We start from the raw sequence: 17,423 nt of genomic DNA, 5'->3' as shown, positions 1-17,423 counted from the left end.
CGATCCTCAATTCGAGCTGGACCGAGCTTCAAATTTTGACTGGCGAGTGTTCCTTCCAGCAGCCTCCAGCGTTCATGTGCATCACTAAGATTGCCGTTATGACAAATGCACCTGAGCCAGGCTGGTATGACGATCCGCAGGATATAGCGTCTAGTCGCTATTGGGATGGGGTGGAATGGGCTGAGCACACGAAGCCCCGAGACCGCCCAGTTGTCTCTGCGGAACCTGTAGGTCGGGCCGCAGCGGGCTGGGAGGGTTGGCGCACGCTGGTTGCGGTCGCGATGGGTCTCGCCTTGATTGGCTTCATTGGCTGGATGGTCTACTCAGCTCAGCATGCTGGAGACACTACCCAGAGCAAGATTGACTGCATATTGGAGGGTCGGGAGAGCGACTGCTAGCTCTACTTGCACTGTTAAGGGGCGCAAGCACCAATGGGGACAAAGGAATCGCGGGAACTTGGAGCCGTTCAGCCCGAGAAGCCATCATGGTTTGCTGACCGATTCGGTGACAACTGACGCAGCGACTGGTGAGGTAGTACAGGCAAGCGCCTGCGAAATGCTCTCCGATGACTACTAATGGACTAGTTATCAGGGTTCGTGGAGTCTAGGTACGCTTGATCAACCGCAATTTCTAGTTCCTCGGGAGTGGGGAAGACGTAGTCGTCAGGCACTTCGATGCCGCAAACCCTGATGTAGAAATCCTGTGCTTCGCGCACCATTTGCGAGGTCCGGGATCGGGTACGAGCATCCGCTTCCATGGCGCGGACTTGCTCCCGTTCCGCCGTCAGTTCGGGGTAAACGTCATTCCAGTGCTCCTCTTGCTCAGCCGCCCGCTCGACGACAATCTCGTTGTATCTCGCGGAGCCGACTTCGAGATTCTCAATTTCACCTTGATTTTCTTCAACCCAGGCGCCTACGGCACGGCTGGCGTCAACGTATTCGTCGGAAACTGCGCTACTCGATGCTGCCCACACGGTGTAGTAGAGAAGCATCGAAATGTCGAAACCCTGACTACTGAGCGCATCGCCGATAGGGTCGACGTAACTCTCACATTCGCGCTGCTCTGACTCGGCGATCGCGGCTTCCAGTTCGCCACTGCCGCTATCGCTGGTCGATTTCAGTGAAAGACCGGTGCCGCCCTCCTCTGCCGAGGACACGAGTTCACCGGTAAGAAAGTCGAGTTCAGTGTTGACGGCACTAGCAGAGTTCTGCAACATCAGCCTGTCCCAGCCTGCTTGCAGGTCGAGGTCCGCTTCCCCCGAACTGCATGCGGTAAGCGTTAAGGCAGCAATGGGCAGAGCCGCCAGCGCGGCAAATCGTGTGTAGTTCCTCATGGCGGGAGCATAACAACTTCGCGAGTGACGTTCGAGGTGCGGATTTGTGCCGTCCCATATTCATGCCATGGTCGAACTCGAGCAATGCGCGTTCAGAGATCGGTCGTTGCTGAACACGGGTTTGTTGATTTCGCAAGAATTTCCGGGTTCACCTGCCCGGTGTTCAAATACCCGTTCAATAACAGGGCGCGAGGTCGATGGTTGGTGAACACCCATTCTGAACGCACGGTCGAGGTGAAATGTGAGGCATGTCCCAAGTGGCTCGCCCTCGACCTGCACGGGTCGTTGTTGGGGTGGTGCCAGTCGGCGGGCAGCGGTTACGCGGTCTTGGGTGCCGCCGCTTGGTCCGTGTTGAGCATCCATACCGCCAGCGCGCCCTTAGCCTCGGCGGCTTCCAGGCGAGCGTGCTCGCGCTCGACTCGTAGTTGCTCGATCTGCTCAGTTAGTCCTCGCGCGGTGGACTCCGCGGCGGCCTTCGCGTCCTCGAGCGCGAGGTTCAACTCGGCCAGATGCAAACGCATGGTGTCTTCAGCGGCACCTGCGATTACTGCTTCGTCGTGAGCGTTGTCGCGCTGGGCGGTGACGCTATTCAGGCGGTCGGTGTACAGCGCTTCTGTCTCCTCGACGCCAGCCTTCCGACCGCTGCTGTAGGCCTCGGCCGTGACGCCTTCGAATGTCGCGAGCATCGCGGCCTGTACGGCAGCATCGGTGGCGGTCTTGACCTGCATAGCGGCGCCGTCGATGACTGAGGTCAGATCCACGGTCCCGGCGGCGGCTTGGTCGGAGATGGCCTGTTCCCGTTCCGTTTGCAACTCCTCGAATTTGGCGTGGCGGGCCTTGATCCACGTGGTCTTGCTGCCGCCCAGTTCCAGCGCAAGGCTGCTCGCGGTGGGGATCTGACCGTGCTGGACGCAGAGCTTCTCGATCACGGCCGCCGCGCGATCAACGGCAGTGCCCAGCGTCGTGTCTTTGTAGAGCTCCCGCAGTGCGACGAGTTCGTCCTGAGGGAGGGATCGGACGTTGAGGTCGCTGCTGGCATTGGTCTCGGTCATAGTGCTCTCCTCTGGTGCGCGCTGCACCAGTACATCGTACCGCAAATTGTGTACTGAGTACAATCGTACCGGTACGACGATACCGGTACGATTGGTCTGGTATCGCTCGTGACGATGCGGGGTGCGATTCAGGCACGGCTTGTGTGGGCGTCGCGCCACCGGACGTCATGAACGGGTTGAGCTGAGGTGGGCCAGCACATGGAGGCGTCGCCGGCGCCCGTTGGCCGCGGAGCGAGTCTCTCGTCCGGCCTAGGCCGAAGGAGCCTGTCTGGTCACGGTGTGCACGGGCATGTTCCGCGAGGTCCACTTTTCGCAAGCGAGTGTGGGAGGCCGTGTTCTGCGTCCCACGTGATTCGAGTCAAAGGTTGATCGGTTCTGCGATGTACTCGACGTCAAAAGGCGAAGCCCCGTCTGTCGTGATGACAGACGGGGCCTCGAGTTGGGACCGGGTTAGCTCCGCAGTGGGGACTCCTCGTCGCCTCGCGCCACAGCGTCGAGCCTGGCCCGGACCCACTCGTCGCGACTCAGGCTATTCACCGTGTCGGCTCCTGGCCATGGCTTGGCAGCCGATGGGTCTACGCCACGTCGGGTGAGCCCGCCCTCGGCGGGCTGGGACGTACCGTCGAAGCCGGGATTCTTGCGGAGGTAGTTGTACGCGGATTCGTAAAACGCTACGAGTCGCTCATCGGGGTTTGCTTTGATGGGGGTCATATTGCTGTTCCTTTTGGTAGTTGGTTTGCTTTCTGTTTCTCTGATTTGTGATGACGAGAGGGTCCGGGGGTCGAGGCCCCGGCCTCGTTCTTGATGTGCGGATTATTGGCGGGTGTGGTCTATCTCTTTACGCGGAGACGTCGGCATCGCAACCGGAGTGGAGCCCGTGTGGCTACTGAGAGCCTGCGCTCAGCACCGTCGACAGGCGTTCCCGCTGTCTTGCGGTGAGGCGCGGAGCGTTCGCTACGTTGCGCTCGATCGCCTCGTCAATCGACTCGGCCAGGGTGCTGGCGGAGCCATCCTCTGGAGGGGCGTGATCTCGCGGAGGCGCTGAGAGTAGTCGCTCGACGCTGACGGGCGGGCGTTCTTGTGGTGCGAGCAGGCGTGAGGAGGTAGCAGTGGGCAAGGGGGCTCCGAAGGAACAGATTGTTGTCGTTCGTTCGAGTCACCTTTTCTGGTTTCCCAGAGGAGGCCACATCGTGGCCCAGTTTTCGCTCTCAGCTCTCGTCTGCGACATCTTTCAGGGAGCGATCACACCTGAGCTTCCACGCCCTCTACGGCGGGCGGACTCTGTCTACTCGTGGAATCGTCGCGACGGAGGCAAGGCGTTTGGCTCACACGCAGGCTACTTCGCATCTGTGTCACGATGCCCGACATATGAGAAAGAGCTAGGAGGGCCACGTGATTTGTACCTTCGAGGGATCAAAGACAGCCCCATTGCCGGATCCGATCGGCAGGATGGTGATTACCATCCCCATGGTCGCGATCACGCCCTTGCGAGTCGGGATCGAGGCGTTCTCCCAAGCAGTTCTGACTTCCTTTCCGGTGAACTGAGCTAAAGCGGGGGAGGGCTGCGCTGCCAAGAATCGAGCTTCTGCCTCGGCGACCTGTGGTCGAAGCTTCTGTGTGATTCTCGACAGTTGGTCGATCTCGAGGAGCCCATCGGCGTACTGGTCTGCAGCCACCGCGAGCCTCGCCTTCAGTATGTCGGCAGTCTCGCGTGCCGCGGTGGCTGCGCCCTGATCGCCTCCGAATATTTGCACTCCGTCGCGTTCTAGCACGCCGAGTATGGTTCCAGTCACGAGGTCGTCAACGTCGGCCATGTTGCGCTGCACCCTCATGCAACCCACGTGTGCGCAATAGTACGAGGCTGGGTAAACGCGCTGCCGAGACGGACCGCGGGTGCCGTCCTTACGAAGCCCGCCTTTGATGGTGTATTCGTACCCCTTCGAAGACACCATCGATTCCCCGCAGGCGCCACATCGGGCCACCGAAGTCAGCAGATAGCGGGGTTCGGTGCCACGGTTGTTCGTCTTGCGGCGTGGGTCAGTGAGGATGCTCGTGACCCGAGTCTGCCGTTCTTCTGTCACGATCGCGTCCCACTGGCCTTTGTATCGCGTCGCAGGTCCAAAGCGGGCGCCGTTCTTCATCGGCTGGTGAACGCGGATACCGATGTTCATCTCTCGGAGGAGCATGCGCCGAAGGACCTGCGTCACCCATTCGCCGCCGCGGCTCGTTTTCACGCCCTGCACATTTAGGCGTTTCGTAATTGCCCATATCGATGCGCCAGCCAGGACCTCGTCAATGCACTGGTTGAGGATCGCCGCTTCGGCCTTGTTTACAACTAGCCCAGCCGATGACCCCACTCCCACCACGTCCCACCCAAAAGGCCTGGGTCCGTTGTAGCGGCCGGCCTCGGCCAATTCGCTGTGCTTTGCACGGATTCGTGCAGAGCCACGTTCCGATTCAGCGGTGTCCATCGCGCCAAGAATGGTGAATATCTGGCGGCCATCCGGGGTGGAAATATCCAGCTCGCCAGTGGTGCACGCGTGAAGTCGCACGTCGTACTCGTTGAGTAGTGCGCTGAAGCTCAGTAGTTCCGGAACTCGGCGTGTAAGCCGGCTCGTTGAATGGGCAATGACAACGTCAATTCGCCCCATGCGCACATCATCGAGAAGTGCGTTCCACCCAGGTCTCGCGCGCTTGCTTGAGGTGCTCGCAGAGATGTCGTTGTCGCTACGGATTGCCGTGACGTCGAACCCCTTGCGGAGGGCAAGTTCGAGGCAGGCCTTCTCCTGTCGACGCACGCCTAGCGCAGTTCCTTCGTCATCGCGGCTGATTCGGGTGTAGATAGCTGCGCGGGTCATGGGGCTCCTTGTGGGTGTAGTGACAGGCTATCTCTAGTTAACCTATCCTCCTTCGCAGGTTTACGTGGCCCGTCACGGTCAAGCGGAACTCACCACCACAATGCTGACGGCGACTCAGGTGCGAGACCTGGTAGAGCAGATGCTAAAGGTCTCCGGTCGTCGACTCGACCTATCGAGCCCCTTTGTGGACGCGACCCTCCCCGGCGGCGAGCGGCTCCACGCGGTCATCCCCGATGTCACTCGTGCTCATTGGGCCGTCAACATCCGCAAGTACATCGCACGTGCACGCCACGTGCAGGACTTGGTCGAGCTCGGCTCGCTCACGCAACAGGCGGCTGACTTCCTGGTCGCGTCGGTGGTGGCGGGTCTCAACATCGTGGTGTCCGGTGCGACACAGGCCGGAAAAACTACCATGCTTAACGCATTAGCAGGCGGGATCCCACCTCGTGAACGTGTCGTGACCTGTGAGGAAGTCTTCGAATTGAAGATTTCGGTCCGCGATGTGGTGGGGCTCCAATGTCGTCAGCCCTCCCTCGAGGGCACCGGGGAGATCCCTCTGCGCCGCCTCGTCAAGGAGGCGCTGCGCATGCGCCCCAGCCGGATCATCATCGGCGAGGTGCGTGAGGCCGAGGCGTTGGACATGCTTGTCGCATTGAACGCTGGCGTACCCGGCATGTGTACCATCCACTCCAACTCGGCCCGGGACGCGGTAGTGAAGCTCTGCACGCTTCCTCTGCTCGCCGGGGAGAACGTGTCCGACCGCTTCGTCGTGCCGACCGTGGCCTCCTCCATCGATCTGGTCATCCATCTGGACCTCGATCACCGGGGGAAGCGCCGTGTACGCGAGATCGTCGCCTTGTCCGGACGAGTGGAGGACGGGGTGGTGGAGGTCTCTGACATCTTCAAGACGGAGGGAGGCGGACTCGTCAGGGCGACCGGTTTCCCGCCGCACGAGGACCGCTTCGCCCACCACGGAATAGCGCTCCTAGACCTTCTGGGTGGGCCGGGGACATGACGACTGTGTGGGGGTTGTGTCTCGGGGTCGGACTCTTTCTTGTCTGGCGATCGATGTGGGACGGCGAATCCGCGCAGCACCCGCGCTACTCCCGGTGGCGCGCCAATGTCGCCGACTCTCTAGTCCAAGCCGGCATGCCAAACGTGACCCCGGGCACTCTTGTCGCGGCATCGGCGATTGCGGCGGGACTCGTGACGGTGACCGTAGGGGGTCTCGCCGCGTCATTGCCGATCGGCTTGTGCTTTGGTGTCTTGGCCGGGCGCGCTCCCTCCGCGATTGTTGCGATGCGGGCTCGTGGGCGGCGCGAGTCGATGCGCACGGTCTGGCCAGATGTCGTCGACAACCTTGCCTCTGGCATTCGGGCGGGGCTCTCGCTCGCGGAGGCACTGTCGCAAGTCGGTGAGTCTGGGCCGGAGCAGGTTCGCCCCGCGTTCAACGCCTTCGCGCAGGACTACCGCGCCACGGGGAAGTTCTCCGACAGCCTGGACGCGCTCAAAGCGCGGCTCGCCGATCCCGTCGCAGATCGCATCGTCGAGGCCCTGCGGATCACCCGTGACGTGGGTGGCTCCGACGTGGGTCACGTCCTGCGCACGCTCGCCGAGTTTCTTCGCGAAGACGCCCGTGCAAGGGGCGAGATCGAAGCCCGCCAAAGCTGGACGGTTAATGCAGCTCGCTTGGCTGTCGCCGCGCCCTGGGTCGTGCTCGCCTTGCTGAGTAGCCAGCCCACCAACACCGCCGCCTTCAACAGCGCGGCGGGCCTCATGGTGCTTGCAATCGGCGGCGTCGTCACGGTGGTGGCGTACAGGCTGATGGTGAGGATCGGTCGCCTGCCTTCCGAAGTGCGGGTGTTGAGATGAATCCGGCGACCATGGCCTGGGGGTTGGTGCTGGGACTCGGCATCGTGCTCGTCGCCTCCTGGATGGGAGCGCGCCGCGCGACGCTCGACCAGAGGTTGTCGCCGCAACTCCGCAACCACCGCACGCCCGGAAGCAGTGGCCCTCTGCCCGCGAGATCGCTCGTTGAGCGGATGCTCGCCCCCGCGATGCGCGACGGCGTAAAGGTAGTGGCGCGTTGGGGCTCGCCGACTCAGGAGCTCGAGGTGCGGCTGCGCCGCGCCGGATCCGCCCTGAGCGTGGACCAGTTCCGCGCCGAACAGGTGGTCTGGGCGGTGGCGGGCCTCGTGGCGGGGCTCCTGGCGTCCGGGGTCCTCGTGTCCGCGCGCGGTTCGTCGCCGCTGGTATTGCTCTTCCTCACCGTCGCGCTCGGCCTGGGCGGCTTCGCCGCTCGCGACTACGCGCTGACACAAGAGGTCGCCCGCCGCGAGTCCGCGATGGTGGCAGAGTTGCCGACGATCGCCGAGCTACTGGCCCTTTCGGTCGGCGCGGGCGAGGGCGCTCTCGGTGCGCTCGAACGCGTCGTCGCCACCACCTCCGGCGAGCTCGCACGCGAGTTGTCTCAGACGCTGGCGCAGGTACGCGCAGGTGCACCCCTCAGCGAAGAGCTGCGGGGTCTCGCGCGCAGGACAGGCGCGAGTGGAGTAAGGAGGTTCGCCGATGCGACGGCCACCGCGATCGACCGAGGCACACCATTGGCAGCGGTACTGCGCGCCCAAGCCCAGGACGCTCGCGCCGAGGGCCGCCGCGAACTGATGGAGCAGGGAGGCAAGAAGGAGATCGCCATGATGGTCCCCGTCGTGTTCCTCATCCTTCCGATCACCATCGTCTTCGCCGTGTTTCCCGGCCTGGTTGCCATCAACCTGGGCGGCTAGTTCGACCACACTCACCAATGGAGGAGAGCAGATGTCCATGTTTAAGAGGTACTTGCACGATGCACGCGAGGACTCCGGTCACGCCGACCGGGGCGACGTCCCCGGTTGGGTGTTGATCACACTGATGACCGCCGGCCTCGTGGCACTCATATGGGGGTTGGCCGGACCCCGGCTTGCTGACGTCTTCAACTCGGCCATTGACTCCGTCACCGGCGGTTAGGCGACGCCAGGACGCGGGCAACGCGACGGTTGAGTTCCTACTTGTGGCGATCCTCGTGGTCGCCGTCGCGCTGGGCGTGATCCAGTTGGCACTCTCGCTTCATGTGCGCAACATATTGATTTCGAGCGCCCATGAGGGCGCGCATTACGCGGCGCTCTCGGACAGGTCGCTAGGAGACGGTGAAGCGCGAGCCCAGACCCTGGTGAGTGGGGCACTCGGGGCGATTCCGGCTGAATTCACCGCGCGGCAGATCGCTCTGGACGGAGTGCCCGCCGTCGAGCTCACGGTCGTGGCCAAGGTGCCGGTGGTCGGGATGTGGGGCGTGGGGGAGCAGCACGTCACGGCCCATGCGCTCGCGGAGGTGCCGCGTGGCTAGGTCCGGCGTACGTGGCGCAGCCGATGACGGCAGCGCGACGCTCGAGTTCATCGCGCTGACGCTAGTGCTGCTGATCCCGCTGGTGTATCTGGTCATTGCGGTGGGTCGAATCCAGGCGGGCACCTTCGCCGCGCAAGCGAGCGCTCGGGACGCGGCGCGCGGCGCGGTGGTGCAAGGGGTCGCGGCACTCGAGGGCGGTGCCAGCGACGCCGATGCGCAGGTCGCGGCAGAGAGTTTCGCTCGCGCGGCGAGCGACGTCGCCCTCGCGGACTTCGGGCTCGGTACCGCGACAAACACGGTGGAGCTCGCATGCAGCGACTTCCCGTGCTTCGCGCCCGGAAGTGAAGTCATCGCCCAGGTGACAGTGAGTGTTCCGCTTCCAGGAGTGCCGGCGTTCCTCAACGGCGCGATTCCCCTGGCGGTCACTGTCTCCGCGGACTCCGCATCGCCCGTCGCGGGGATCGCAGGAGCCAGCGGCACGGCGAACCGCGCGGGTGCCGCGCCATGACGCGAAACCCGCGGCGGGACGACGGCACGATTGGGCTGCTGACGCTGGGCATGACCGTCCTCGTCCTCGCGTTGATCCTGGTGGTGTCCGCCGCGACGACGGTCCACTCGGAGCACATGCGCCTGGCCACGATCGCTGACGAGTTAGCGCTCGACGCCGCCGATTCCGCGGACCTCGACGCCTATTACTCGGGGGCCGCAGCGGACGCGCTGGCGAATGAGTCCGGCGGGGTACTGCTGTCACAGCATCGGATGGAGACGGACGTCGCCGAACGGGTCGCATCGGCCGGCTCGCGACTGGCGGGCATCCGGGTGGTGAGGGTGGACACACCCGACGGCCAGACCGCCGTCGTCACCGTGGGACTGACCGTTCATCCGATGCTCGGCGCAGAGGGCATCCTGCCATTCCTGAGCGGGATCGACCTGACCGCCACCGGTACCGCCCGGGCGTCTTAGCCCGAGCCGATGCGACTAGGCGAGCGGCATCGCCGGGGGACTACTTTGGCGCGGTGGCAGGCGGCGCGAGCGACGCCGTCCGCTACCACTGTGGCTACGGACCGGAACCATCCGAACCCAAACGATTGAACCGGGGCGGGCAGGGCCTAAGGTCCCAGGTTTCTCCGTCCCGCCAGACGTAGCGTTGAACTATCGCGCGAGCCCAACCCGAAGGCTGGCGCAAAGGGACCTCGTCTTCATCCACAGGCGAGCGAAGGAGCGGAACCCATGACGATTGACACCCCCACCACACCCCTAGGCTCGACGGACGACAGCCAGCAGCCGGCAGGCTGGAAGAGCTTCACCCCAGGCCCGTGGTGCGACAGCATCGACGTGCGCGACTTCATTCAGCTTAACTACACGCCGTACGACGGCGACGCATCGTTCCTTGCTGAGGCCACGCCTCGCACCGCTCACGTGTGGGCAGAGATCACCAAGCTCTTTCCCGAGGAACTGGAAAAGGGCGTCTACGACGTCGACGCGGCCACGCCATCGTCGATCACCGCGCACAAGCCCGGCTACATTGACCGCGACGCCGAGGTGATTGTTGGCCTCCAGACCGACGCCCCCCTCAAGCGCGCAATCATGCCCTTCGGCGGCTGGCGCATGGTCGCCAAGGCGCTCGAGACCTATGGCTACCCGGTTGACCCGGAGCTGGAGAACATCTTCTCCAACTACCGCAAGACCCACAACGACGGCGTCTTCGACGCCTACCCGCCGGACGTGCGCGCGGCGCGCTCCAGCCACATCGTCACCGGCCTTCCCGACGCGTACGGCCGCGGCCGCATCATCGGCGACTACCGCCGCGTCGCCCTGTACGGCGTCGACGCGCTCATCGCGGGCAAGAAGAACGACCGCGTCGAGATGGACATGGAGCGCTCCACCGAGGAGATCATCCGTGACCGCGAAGAGAACTCCGAGCAGATCAAGGCGCTCAAGGAACTCAAGCAGATGGCGTCCAGCTACGGCTTCGACATCTCCGGCCCCGCGACCAACGCCAAGGAAGCCGTCCAGTGGCTGTACTTCGCGTACCTCGCGGCGGTCAAGGAGCAGAACGGCGCCGCTATGTCGCTGGGACGCACGTCCACCTTCCTGGACATCTTCATCAAGCGCGACCTCGACGCAGGCATCATCACCGAGAGCGAGTCGCAGGAGATCATCGACGACTTCGTCATCAAGCTGCGCATCGTCCGCTTCCTGCGCACCCCCGAGTACGACGCACTCTTCTCAGGCGACCCCACGTGGGTCACCGAGTCGATCGGCGGCATGGGTGCAGACGGCCGTCCGCTGGTCACCAAGAACTCGTTCCGCTTCCTGCAGACCCTGTACAACTTGGGCCCGGCACCTGAGCCCAACCTGACGGTGTTCTGGTCTCAGCACCTCCCGCAGGGCTTCAAGGACTTCTGCGCACAGGTCTCCATCGACACCTCCGCGATTCAGTACGAGTCCGACGAGCTGATCCGCTCCCAGTGCGGCGACGATGCAGCCATCGCGTGCTGCGTCTCCGCCATGGAGGTGGGCAAGCAGATGCAGTTCTTCGGAGCTCGCGTCAACCTCGCCAAGGCCATGTTGTACTCGATGAACGGCGGACGCGACGAGGTTTCCGGTAAGCAGATCACCCCGGTCGCCGCGCCCATCACCAGCGAAGTGCTGGACTTCGACGAGGTCATGGCCTCGTTCGACTCGACGCTGGAATGGCTCGCCCAGACCTACGTGGACGCGCTCAACGTCATCCACTACATGCACGACAAGTACGCCTACGAGCGCATCGAGATGGCGCTTCACGACGGCAAGATCCTGCGCACCATGGCCACCGGCATCGCCGGCCTGTCCGTCGCAGCCGACTCGCTGTCCGCCATCAAGTACGCCACGGTTCGCCCCGTGCGTGACGAGACCGGACTGATCGTGGACTACGACGTCAACGGCGAGTACCCCACCTTCGGCAACGACGACGACCGCGTCGACGAGATCGCCGTTGACCTGGTTCGCCGCTTCATGGACAAGGTCCGCAAGCAGCCCACCTACCGCAACGCGCGCCACACCCAGTCGGTGCTCACCATTACGTCGAACGTCGTCTACGGCAAGGCAACGGGAAACACTCCCGATGGCCGCCGCACCGGCGAGCCGTTCTCCCCGGGTGCCAACCCGATGAACGGACGCGACACGCACGGCGTGCTCGCCTCGGCGCTGTCGGTAGCCAAGCTCCCGTACGACGATGCTCAGGACGGCATTTCACTCACGACCACGGTGGTTCCCTCCGGACTCGGGCACGACAAGACCGAGCAGGTGAAGAACCTGGTGGGAATCCTCGACGCGTACAACGTGTCTGATGGCTTCCACCTGAACATCAACGTGCTCAACCGCGAGACGCTCGAGGACGCCATGGAGCACCCGGAGAACTACCCGCAGCTCACCATCCGTGTCTCCGGGTATGCCGTGAACTTTGTGCGACTCACCCGCGAGCAGCAGCTCGACGTGCTCTCGCGCACGTTCCACGCCGGTCTCTAGGCGCCCGTCATGAGCATCTCCCCGGATCTCGCAAACAAGATTGATACCTCCTCCGCCGACGACGATCTCAGAACGTCGCTTCGCCAACCAGGCGAGACGGGCTCCATTCACTCGTGGGAGCTCGTCACGGCGGTGGACGGGCCAGGTAGCCGTCTGACGGTCTTCCTGGCCGGCTGCCCGCTTCGGTGCCTCTACTGCCACAACCCAGACACGTGGCAGATGCGCCGGGGCGAGCGTCACACCGTCGATGAGGTCATGGCAAAGGTTCGTCGCTACGAGCCAGTGCTCAGGGCCTCCGGCGGGGGAGTGACGCTCTCCGGCGGGGAGCCGCTGCTTCAGGCCCAGTTCGTGGAGAGGATCTTTGCCGAGTGCAAGAAGCTCGGGATCCACACGGCGCTGGATACGTCGGGGTTCCTCGGCGGTCGGGCCTCCAACCAGCTGCTGAACAACACCGACCTGGTCCTCCTGGACGTGAAGTCCGGAATCGACGACGTGTACCGCAAGGCGACGGGTCGCCCGCTGCAGCCGACGCTCGACTTTGGTCGGCGCCTGGCGGCACAGAACAAGCGGGTGTGGGTGCGCTTCGTGCTCGTCCCGGACCTCACTGACGGGGTGGACAATGTCGACAGCGTCGCGGACTACGTCGCCAGCCTCGGCAACGTAGAGCGCGTCGAGGTACTGCCGTTTCACCAAATGGGCAAGGACAAGTGGGCCGAGCTAGACGAGGCCTACGAGCTCGCTGACACCAAGCCGCCTACCCCTGAGCTTCAGGCTCGCGTGCGGGCCCAGTTTGAGCGGCGCGGACTTACCGTCTTCTAGACGGTTGAGCAAAATTACGGAACCTGTGAGTCGCGCCTCCAATCGGCCCGCAGGTTTCGTTTTTTTGTTGTCCTGGCGCGTGTGCCCGCGGGAACGCGGAAACGCTCTCCCCGCGAGCGAATCCATCCCGCAGCCGCGCCGGTCAACTTTTCCCATCGCGCAACATTTTGTTGCCGATGGGGGACCAACGGCCCGAGAAAGAGTCGCGAGGCGGGGATAACTTGGACGTAGTTCATCGGTTCGATTCCCGGGCCGGTACGACCCCAAGGAGCTCATCGAAATGACCACCACGGACCCCGGCGTGACCACCACGGACGCAGCCGACGCAGGCGCGAACCCGGCTGTAGTCGAGATCGACGCCCTCGTCGCGAAGGCGCAGGCCGCCCTCAAGGTGTACGGCGCCTTCGACCAGGAGCAGATTAACCACATCGTCAAAAAGGCCTCAGTCGCCGCCCTGAACCAGCACGGCGCCCTCGCGGTGCTAGCCGTCGAGGAGACCGGCCGCGGAGTGTTCGAGGACAAGGCAGTGAAGAACATCTTCGCTTGCGAGCACGTCACCCACTCGATGGGCCCGATGAAGACCGTCGGCGTCATCCACGAGGACCCGATCCTGGGAATCACCGAGATCGCAGAGCCAGTCGGCGTCATCTGCGGCCTGACCCCGGTCACCAACCCCACCTCCACGGCGATCTTCAAGTCGCTCATCGCGATTAAGACCCGCAACCCCATCATCTTCGCGTTCCACCCGAACGCCCAGAAGTCGTCCATCGCAGCCGCTCGCGTAGTGCGCGACGCCGCCATCAAGGCCGGCGCCCCCGCCAACTGCGTTCAGTGGGTCGAGACGCCTTCTCTCGAGGCCACCGGCCTGCTCATGAACCACCCCGGAGTCGCCCTCATCCTCGCGACCGGCGGGAACGCCATGGTCAACGCCGCCTACTCGTGCGGCAAGCCCGCGCTCGGAGTGGGAGCTGGCAACGTGCCCGCCTACATCCACACCTCCGCCAAGGTTGGCCGCGCAGTCAACGACATCGTGATCTCCAAGGCCTTCGACAACGGCATGGTGTGCGCATCGGAGCAGGCGGTCATCATCGATGACGCCATCTACGACGAGGCGCTGGGACTGTTCGACCGCCTCCACGCTTACCGCGTTACCCCTGACGAGAAGGCCAAGCTAGAAGAGTTCATCTTTGGCGCAACCGCCAACGGCAAGAACTGCGCCGGAGCCAAGCTCAACCCCAACGTAGTGGGCAAGTCGCCGCAGTGGATCGCCGAACAGGCCGGCTTCACCGTGCCGATCGAGACGTCCATCATCCTTGCCGAGGTCTCCTTGGTTGGCGAAGCTGAGCCCCTTACCCGCGAAAAGCTGTGCCCCGTTCTCGCGGTGCTGCGTGCCGACTCCACCGAGCAGGGCCTGCAGTACGCGGAACAGATGGTCGAGTTCAACGGACTCGGTCACTCGGCCGCCATTCACGCGACGGACGATGCCCTGATTCAGGAATTCGGACGCCGCATGAAGGCAATCCGCATCATCTGCAACGCACCGTCAAGCCACGGCGGGATCGGCGACATCTACAACGCGTTCCTGCCGTCGCTGACGCTGGGTTGCGGCTCATACGGAAAGAACTCGGTGTCCAACAACGTCACCGCAGTCAACCTGATCAACGTCAAGCGAATTGGCCGAAGGAACAACAACATGCAGTGGTTCAAGGTTCCGTCCAAGACCTACTTCGAGCCGAACGCGATCCAGTACTTGCGTGACATGGAAGACGTCGAGCGCGTCACGATCGTCACCGACGCCACCATGACCCGCATCGGAATCGTCGACAAGGTGATCGACGTCCTGCGTCGCCGCAGCAACAACATCTCGCTCCAGATCATCGACAACGTGGAGCCCGAGCCCAGCATCAAGACGGTCAAGGCGGGCGCTGAGACCCTCCGTGCCTTCAAGCCGGACACCATCATCGCGGTCGGCGGCGGTTCGCCGATGGACGCGGCCAAGGTCATGTGGCTCCTGTACGAACACCCCGAGGTCGACTTCTCCGACCTGAAGGAAAAGTTCTTCGACGTCCGCAAGCGTGCCTTCACGTTCCCCAAGCTGGGCGAGCTGGCCAAGCTGGTCTGCATCCCCACCACGTCGGGCACCGGCGCGGAGGTCACCCCCTTCGCCGTCATCACCGACACGGAGACCGGTCGCAAGTACCCGCTCGCGGACTACGCGCTGACTCCGACCGTCGCGATCGTCGACCCGATGCTCACCGCGTCGATGCCGGCTCGCGTCGCCGCTGACTCCGGAATGGACGCCCTGACCCACGCCACCGAGGCGTACGTCTCCGTCTACGCCAACGACTTCACCGATGGACTCGCGCTGCAGGCCATCCGCCTGGTGTTCGAGAACATCGAGAAGTCGGTCACCGAGGGCGGCGAGGCAGCCAAGGCCCGCGAGAAGATGCACAACGCCGCGACCATCGCGGGTATGGCATTCGGAAACGCGTTCCTCGGCCTGGTCCACGCGATGTCACACGTCACCGGGTCCATGTTCCACGTGGCTCACGGCCGGACGAACGCCATCTACCTGCCCCACGTCATCCGGTACAACGGCAAGGTTCCCACCAAGCCCACCTCATGGCCCAAGCAGGAGACCTACGTGGCTCCCGAGCGCTTCCAGGAGATCGCCAAGGTGCTCGGTCTGGCCCACGAGACTCCGGAGATCGCAGTCGAGGCCTACGCCGTCGCCTGCGAGGAGCTGCGCGCCAAGGTCGGCATCGAGGCCTCCTTCAAGGAGGTCGGAGTCGACGAGGCGGAGTTCATGTCCAGCCTGGACACCCTTGCCATGAATGCCTACGAGGACCAGTGTGCGCCGGCCAACCCGCGCCTGCCGATGCTCGCTGACATGAAGATCATGATGGAGGCGGCCTACTACGGAATTGGCTACGAGGAAGTCCGGGACCGCGCGGTCACCGAGGCAGCTCCCGCAGCCAAGAAGGGGGCGCGCAAGGCGAAGGCCTAGCGACCCACAAGGATTCCACCGGGTCGGGGACTACCCGGTGGGACGCTTTGCCCCGGCCTCGAAGGAGAGGTCGGGGCAGAGTTGTGTCTGGGGCCCTGCGCGCCAGACGCCGACACCGCTCCGCCCCGGCCGCCTCTAGCAGGCCGGGGCGGACGCGTGTGGGGCTGACGGTTAGAGGAAGGGTTCGCGCTCCGCCAGAGCGAGGTCGTCCTTGTCGCGCACCAGCATGTGCGGCGCCCCGGTGACGAGCAGCCACGTGGGAAGGATGATGACGCACATCACTGTCAGGATCTCGATGTCGCCGCCGATCGCGACCGCGATGAACAGCGCGAGCCAGCCGTTGCGCCCCACTGCCAAAACCGCTCCCAGGACGCCGCACGCCAGCGCGATCGGAGTATCGATGGACGGGAAGAGGGACTGCGCGGTGAGCCCGATCGCGACTCCGATGAAGACCGACGGGAAGATGCGTCCGCCACGGAATCCGACCGCGGCAGCGACGGTCAGTGCCGCGATCTTGATGAGCGCGGTGGCGAGAATTTGCCAGGTGGTCATGGTGTCGGCCTGCGAGATGAGGTCGGTTGTCTGCGTGCTGCCCTTGAACAGGGTGATGGGGCCGCCGATGGCGCCCAGGAGACCCAGAACGAGCCCGCCCGCGGTGACATACAGCACCGGGTTGCGCAAGCGCCTGAACAGGCGCCACAGGCGCGGCATCGCCCACGCGCCGGCAATGCCGACGAGCGCCGCGACGAGCGCGATTGGCGTTCCGATGAGCACCTGCTCAAAGTTGGGTCCCTCGTAGACGGAGCCCAGGCCGTCGCCCATGAGTGCGACGCCGAGCGACTTGGCGACGAGCGCGCCGAACCCGGCAGCCACGACGGGGCCAAAGAGTCGGTCCCACAGCATCCCGCCGCGCTTTGCCGCCGCCACCATCTCGGTGAGCAGCAACGCCGCCGCGATGGGGGTGCCGAACATCGCGCCGAGGATGCCGGCGGCGGCCATCATGAGGATGTACGGAGTCGGGACTTTGGGGACAAAGCGCTTGGCGAGCGCGACCGACAGCGCGATGGTGAGCGCGATGATGGGGTTCTCTGGGCCCAGGCTCACGCCGCCGGCCAGCGCCAGAATCAGGACGGCCGCGACGCCGGGCACCGCGCGCATCGGCAGCACCGGGCCAATGAGTTCGACGGTGGCCGAGTCCTGGCCGCCATGCCCGGGCGAATACCTGATGACCAGGCCGACCGCGAGGCCGGTCAGGGTGAGCGTGCCGATGATCCACCACGCGCTATCCGCGGAGGCGCCGATGGCGTCGGGTAGCGAGACCCAGATCCCGTGCTCGAGGATCTCGGCTACGCCCTCGACCCCCCAGAGCAGCACTCCTGACAGCACCCCGATGACGATGGCCGGGATCGCGAGCTTCGCAAGTTGACTGGGCCTAGGCGCGACATCGATTTCTGGGGTCATACAG

General features: G+C 64.2%; 15 protein-coding genes and 1 pseudogene. 11 read left to right on the top strand and 5 right to left on the bottom strand.

Annotation, left to right across the window (positions count from 1 at the left end; translation table 11 throughout):
• The first annotated feature begins 74 nt into the window (after positions 1–74).
• Complete coding sequence (locus ACQU6B_RS10110; protein WP_430867425.1) at positions 75–398, top strand: DUF2510 domain-containing protein; 324 nt, start codon at positions 75–77, stop codon at positions 396–398.
• Between the two features lie 182 nt (positions 399–580).
• Here the strand turns inward: ACQU6B_RS10110 and ACQU6B_RS10105 are convergent, their stop codons facing one another.
• The 4 genes from ACQU6B_RS10105 to ACQU6B_RS10090 form a co-directional block, all read right to left on the bottom strand.
• Positions 581–1,333, bottom strand: coding sequence for a hypothetical protein (locus tag ACQU6B_RS10105; RefSeq protein ID WP_430867424.1), 753 nt, complete (start codon positions 1,331–1,333; stop codon positions 581–583).
• Positions 1,334–1,650: 317 nt separating this feature from the next.
• Positions 1,651–2,385: a hypothetical protein gene (locus ACQU6B_RS10100; RefSeq protein ID WP_430867423.1), complete on the bottom strand. Its 735-nt coding sequence runs from the start codon at positions 2,383–2,385 to the stop codon at positions 1,651–1,653.
• 450 nt (positions 2,386–2,835) lie between these two features.
• Positions 2,836–3,096, bottom strand: coding sequence for a hypothetical protein (locus ACQU6B_RS10095; RefSeq protein WP_430867422.1), 261 nt, complete (start codon positions 3,094–3,096; stop codon positions 2,836–2,838).
• 668 nt (positions 3,097–3,764) lie between these two features.
• On the bottom strand, positions 3,765–5,243 hold the full coding sequence (locus ACQU6B_RS10090; RefSeq protein ID WP_430867421.1) for a recombinase family protein: 1,479 nt from the start codon (positions 5,241–5,243) through the stop codon (positions 3,765–3,767).
• Between the two features lie 49 nt (positions 5,244–5,292).
• Here ACQU6B_RS10090 and ACQU6B_RS10085 point away from each other — a divergent pair.
• The 10 genes and pseudogenes from ACQU6B_RS10085 to adhE all read left to right on the top strand — a co-directional run.
• Positions 5,293–6,258: pseudogene (locus tag ACQU6B_RS10085) on the top strand (CpaF family protein); the annotation flags it as partial.
• Between the two features lie 134 nt (positions 6,259–6,392).
• Entirely contained in the window at positions 6,393–7,115 is a 723-nt protein-coding gene (locus tag ACQU6B_RS10080) for a type II secretion system F family protein (protein WP_430867420.1), read from the top strand.
• On the top strand, positions 7,112–8,026 hold the full coding sequence (locus ACQU6B_RS10075; protein ID WP_430867419.1) for a type II secretion system F family protein: 915 nt from the start codon (positions 7,112–7,114) through the stop codon (positions 8,024–8,026). The genes ACQU6B_RS10080 and ACQU6B_RS10075 overlap by 4 nt, the downstream gene beginning before the upstream one ends.
• A 31-nt stretch (positions 8,027–8,057) precedes the next feature.
• Positions 8,058–8,246, top strand: coding sequence for a hypothetical protein (locus ACQU6B_RS10070; RefSeq protein WP_430867418.1), 189 nt, complete (start codon positions 8,058–8,060; stop codon positions 8,244–8,246).
• Positions 8,224–8,622, top strand: coding sequence for a TadE/TadG family type IV pilus assembly protein (locus ACQU6B_RS10065; protein WP_430867417.1), 399 nt, complete (start codon positions 8,224–8,226; stop codon positions 8,620–8,622). Before ACQU6B_RS10070 ends, ACQU6B_RS10065 begins: the two co-directional genes overlap by 23 nt.
• A complete protein-coding gene (locus ACQU6B_RS10060) occupies positions 8,615–9,130 on the top strand; it encodes a pilus assembly protein (protein ID WP_430867416.1) in 516 nt (171 codons plus the stop codon). Before ACQU6B_RS10065 ends, ACQU6B_RS10060 begins: the two co-directional genes overlap by 8 nt.
• The gene (locus ACQU6B_RS10055) at positions 9,127–9,585 is read left to right on the top strand and encodes a pilus assembly protein TadG-related protein (RefSeq protein WP_430867415.1); all 459 of its coding nucleotides are present in this window, start codon (positions 9,127–9,129) and stop codon (positions 9,583–9,585) included. Before ACQU6B_RS10060 ends, ACQU6B_RS10055 begins: the two co-directional genes overlap by 4 nt.
• 267 nt (positions 9,586–9,852) lie before the next feature.
• A complete protein-coding gene (gene pflB, locus ACQU6B_RS10050) occupies positions 9,853–12,132 on the top strand; it encodes a formate C-acetyltransferase (protein ID WP_430867414.1) in 2,280 nt (759 codons plus the stop codon).
• A gap of 9 nt (positions 12,133–12,141) precedes the next feature.
• Positions 12,142–12,951, top strand: coding sequence for a pyruvate formate-lyase-activating protein (gene pflA, locus ACQU6B_RS10045; RefSeq protein WP_430867413.1), 810 nt, complete (start codon positions 12,142–12,144; stop codon positions 12,949–12,951).
• A 280-nt stretch (positions 12,952–13,231) separates the two neighbouring features.
• Positions 13,232–15,958: a bifunctional acetaldehyde-CoA/alcohol dehydrogenase gene (gene adhE, locus ACQU6B_RS10040; protein WP_430867412.1), complete on the top strand. Its 2,727-nt coding sequence runs from the start codon at positions 13,232–13,234 to the stop codon at positions 15,956–15,958.
• A gap of 171 nt (positions 15,959–16,129) precedes the next feature.
• On the opposite strand, the gene ACQU6B_RS10035 is transcribed toward adhE, so the two are convergent.
• On the bottom strand, positions 16,130–17,419 hold the full coding sequence (locus tag ACQU6B_RS10035) for an ion channel protein (protein ID WP_430867411.1): 1,290 nt from the start codon (positions 17,417–17,419) through the stop codon (positions 16,130–16,132).
• Between the last annotated feature and the right edge of the window lie 4 nt (positions 17,420–17,423).

Source organism: Demequina aurantiaca, from assembly GCF_050598105.1.
GTDB classification, from domain to species: domain Bacteria; phylum Actinomycetota; class Actinomycetes; order Actinomycetales; family Demequinaceae; genus Demequina; species Demequina aurantiaca_A.
The sequence above is the reverse complement of the archived record's forward strand: the minus strand, read 5'-3'. Positions and strand labels throughout refer to the sequence as shown.

Excerpts from the sequence above, each read along its gene's own strand:
- ACQU6B_RS10110 (WP_430867425.1), top strand. The coding sequence starts at position 75 with ATGTGCATCACTAAGATTGCCGTTATGACAAATGCACCTGAGCCAGGC.
- ACQU6B_RS10105 (WP_430867424.1), bottom strand. The coding sequence starts at position 1,333 with ATGAGGAACTACACACGATTTGCCGCGCTGGCGGCTCTGCCCATTGCT.
- ACQU6B_RS10100 (WP_430867423.1), bottom strand. The coding sequence starts at position 2,385 with ATGACCGAGACCAATGCCAGCAGCGACCTCAACGTCCGATCCCTCCCT.
- ACQU6B_RS10095 (WP_430867422.1), bottom strand. The coding sequence starts at position 3,096 with ATGACCCCCATCAAAGCAAACCCCGATGAGCGACTCGTAGCGTTTTAC.
- ACQU6B_RS10090 (WP_430867421.1), bottom strand. The coding sequence starts at position 5,243 with ATGACCCGCGCAGCTATCTACACCCGAATCAGCCGCGATGACGAAGGA.
- ACQU6B_RS10080 (WP_430867420.1), top strand. The coding sequence starts at position 6,393 with ATGCCAAACGTGACCCCGGGCACTCTTGTCGCGGCATCGGCGATTGCG.
- ACQU6B_RS10075 (WP_430867419.1), top strand. The coding sequence starts at position 7,112 with ATGAATCCGGCGACCATGGCCTGGGGGTTGGTGCTGGGACTCGGCATC.
- ACQU6B_RS10070 (WP_430867418.1), top strand. The coding sequence starts at position 8,058 with ATGTCCATGTTTAAGAGGTACTTGCACGATGCACGCGAGGACTCCGGT.
- ACQU6B_RS10055 (WP_430867415.1), top strand. The coding sequence starts at position 9,127 with ATGACGCGAAACCCGCGGCGGGACGACGGCACGATTGGGCTGCTGACG.
- pflB (WP_430867414.1), top strand. The coding sequence starts at position 9,853 with ATGACGATTGACACCCCCACCACACCCCTAGGCTCGACGGACGACAGC.
- pflA (WP_430867413.1), top strand. The coding sequence starts at position 12,142 with ATGAGCATCTCCCCGGATCTCGCAAACAAGATTGATACCTCCTCCGCC.
- adhE (WP_430867412.1), top strand. The coding sequence starts at position 13,232 with ATGACCACCACGGACCCCGGCGTGACCACCACGGACGCAGCCGACGCA.
- ACQU6B_RS10035 (WP_430867411.1), bottom strand. The coding sequence starts at position 17,419 with ATGACCCCAGAAATCGATGTCGCGCCTAGGCCCAGTCAACTTGCGAAG.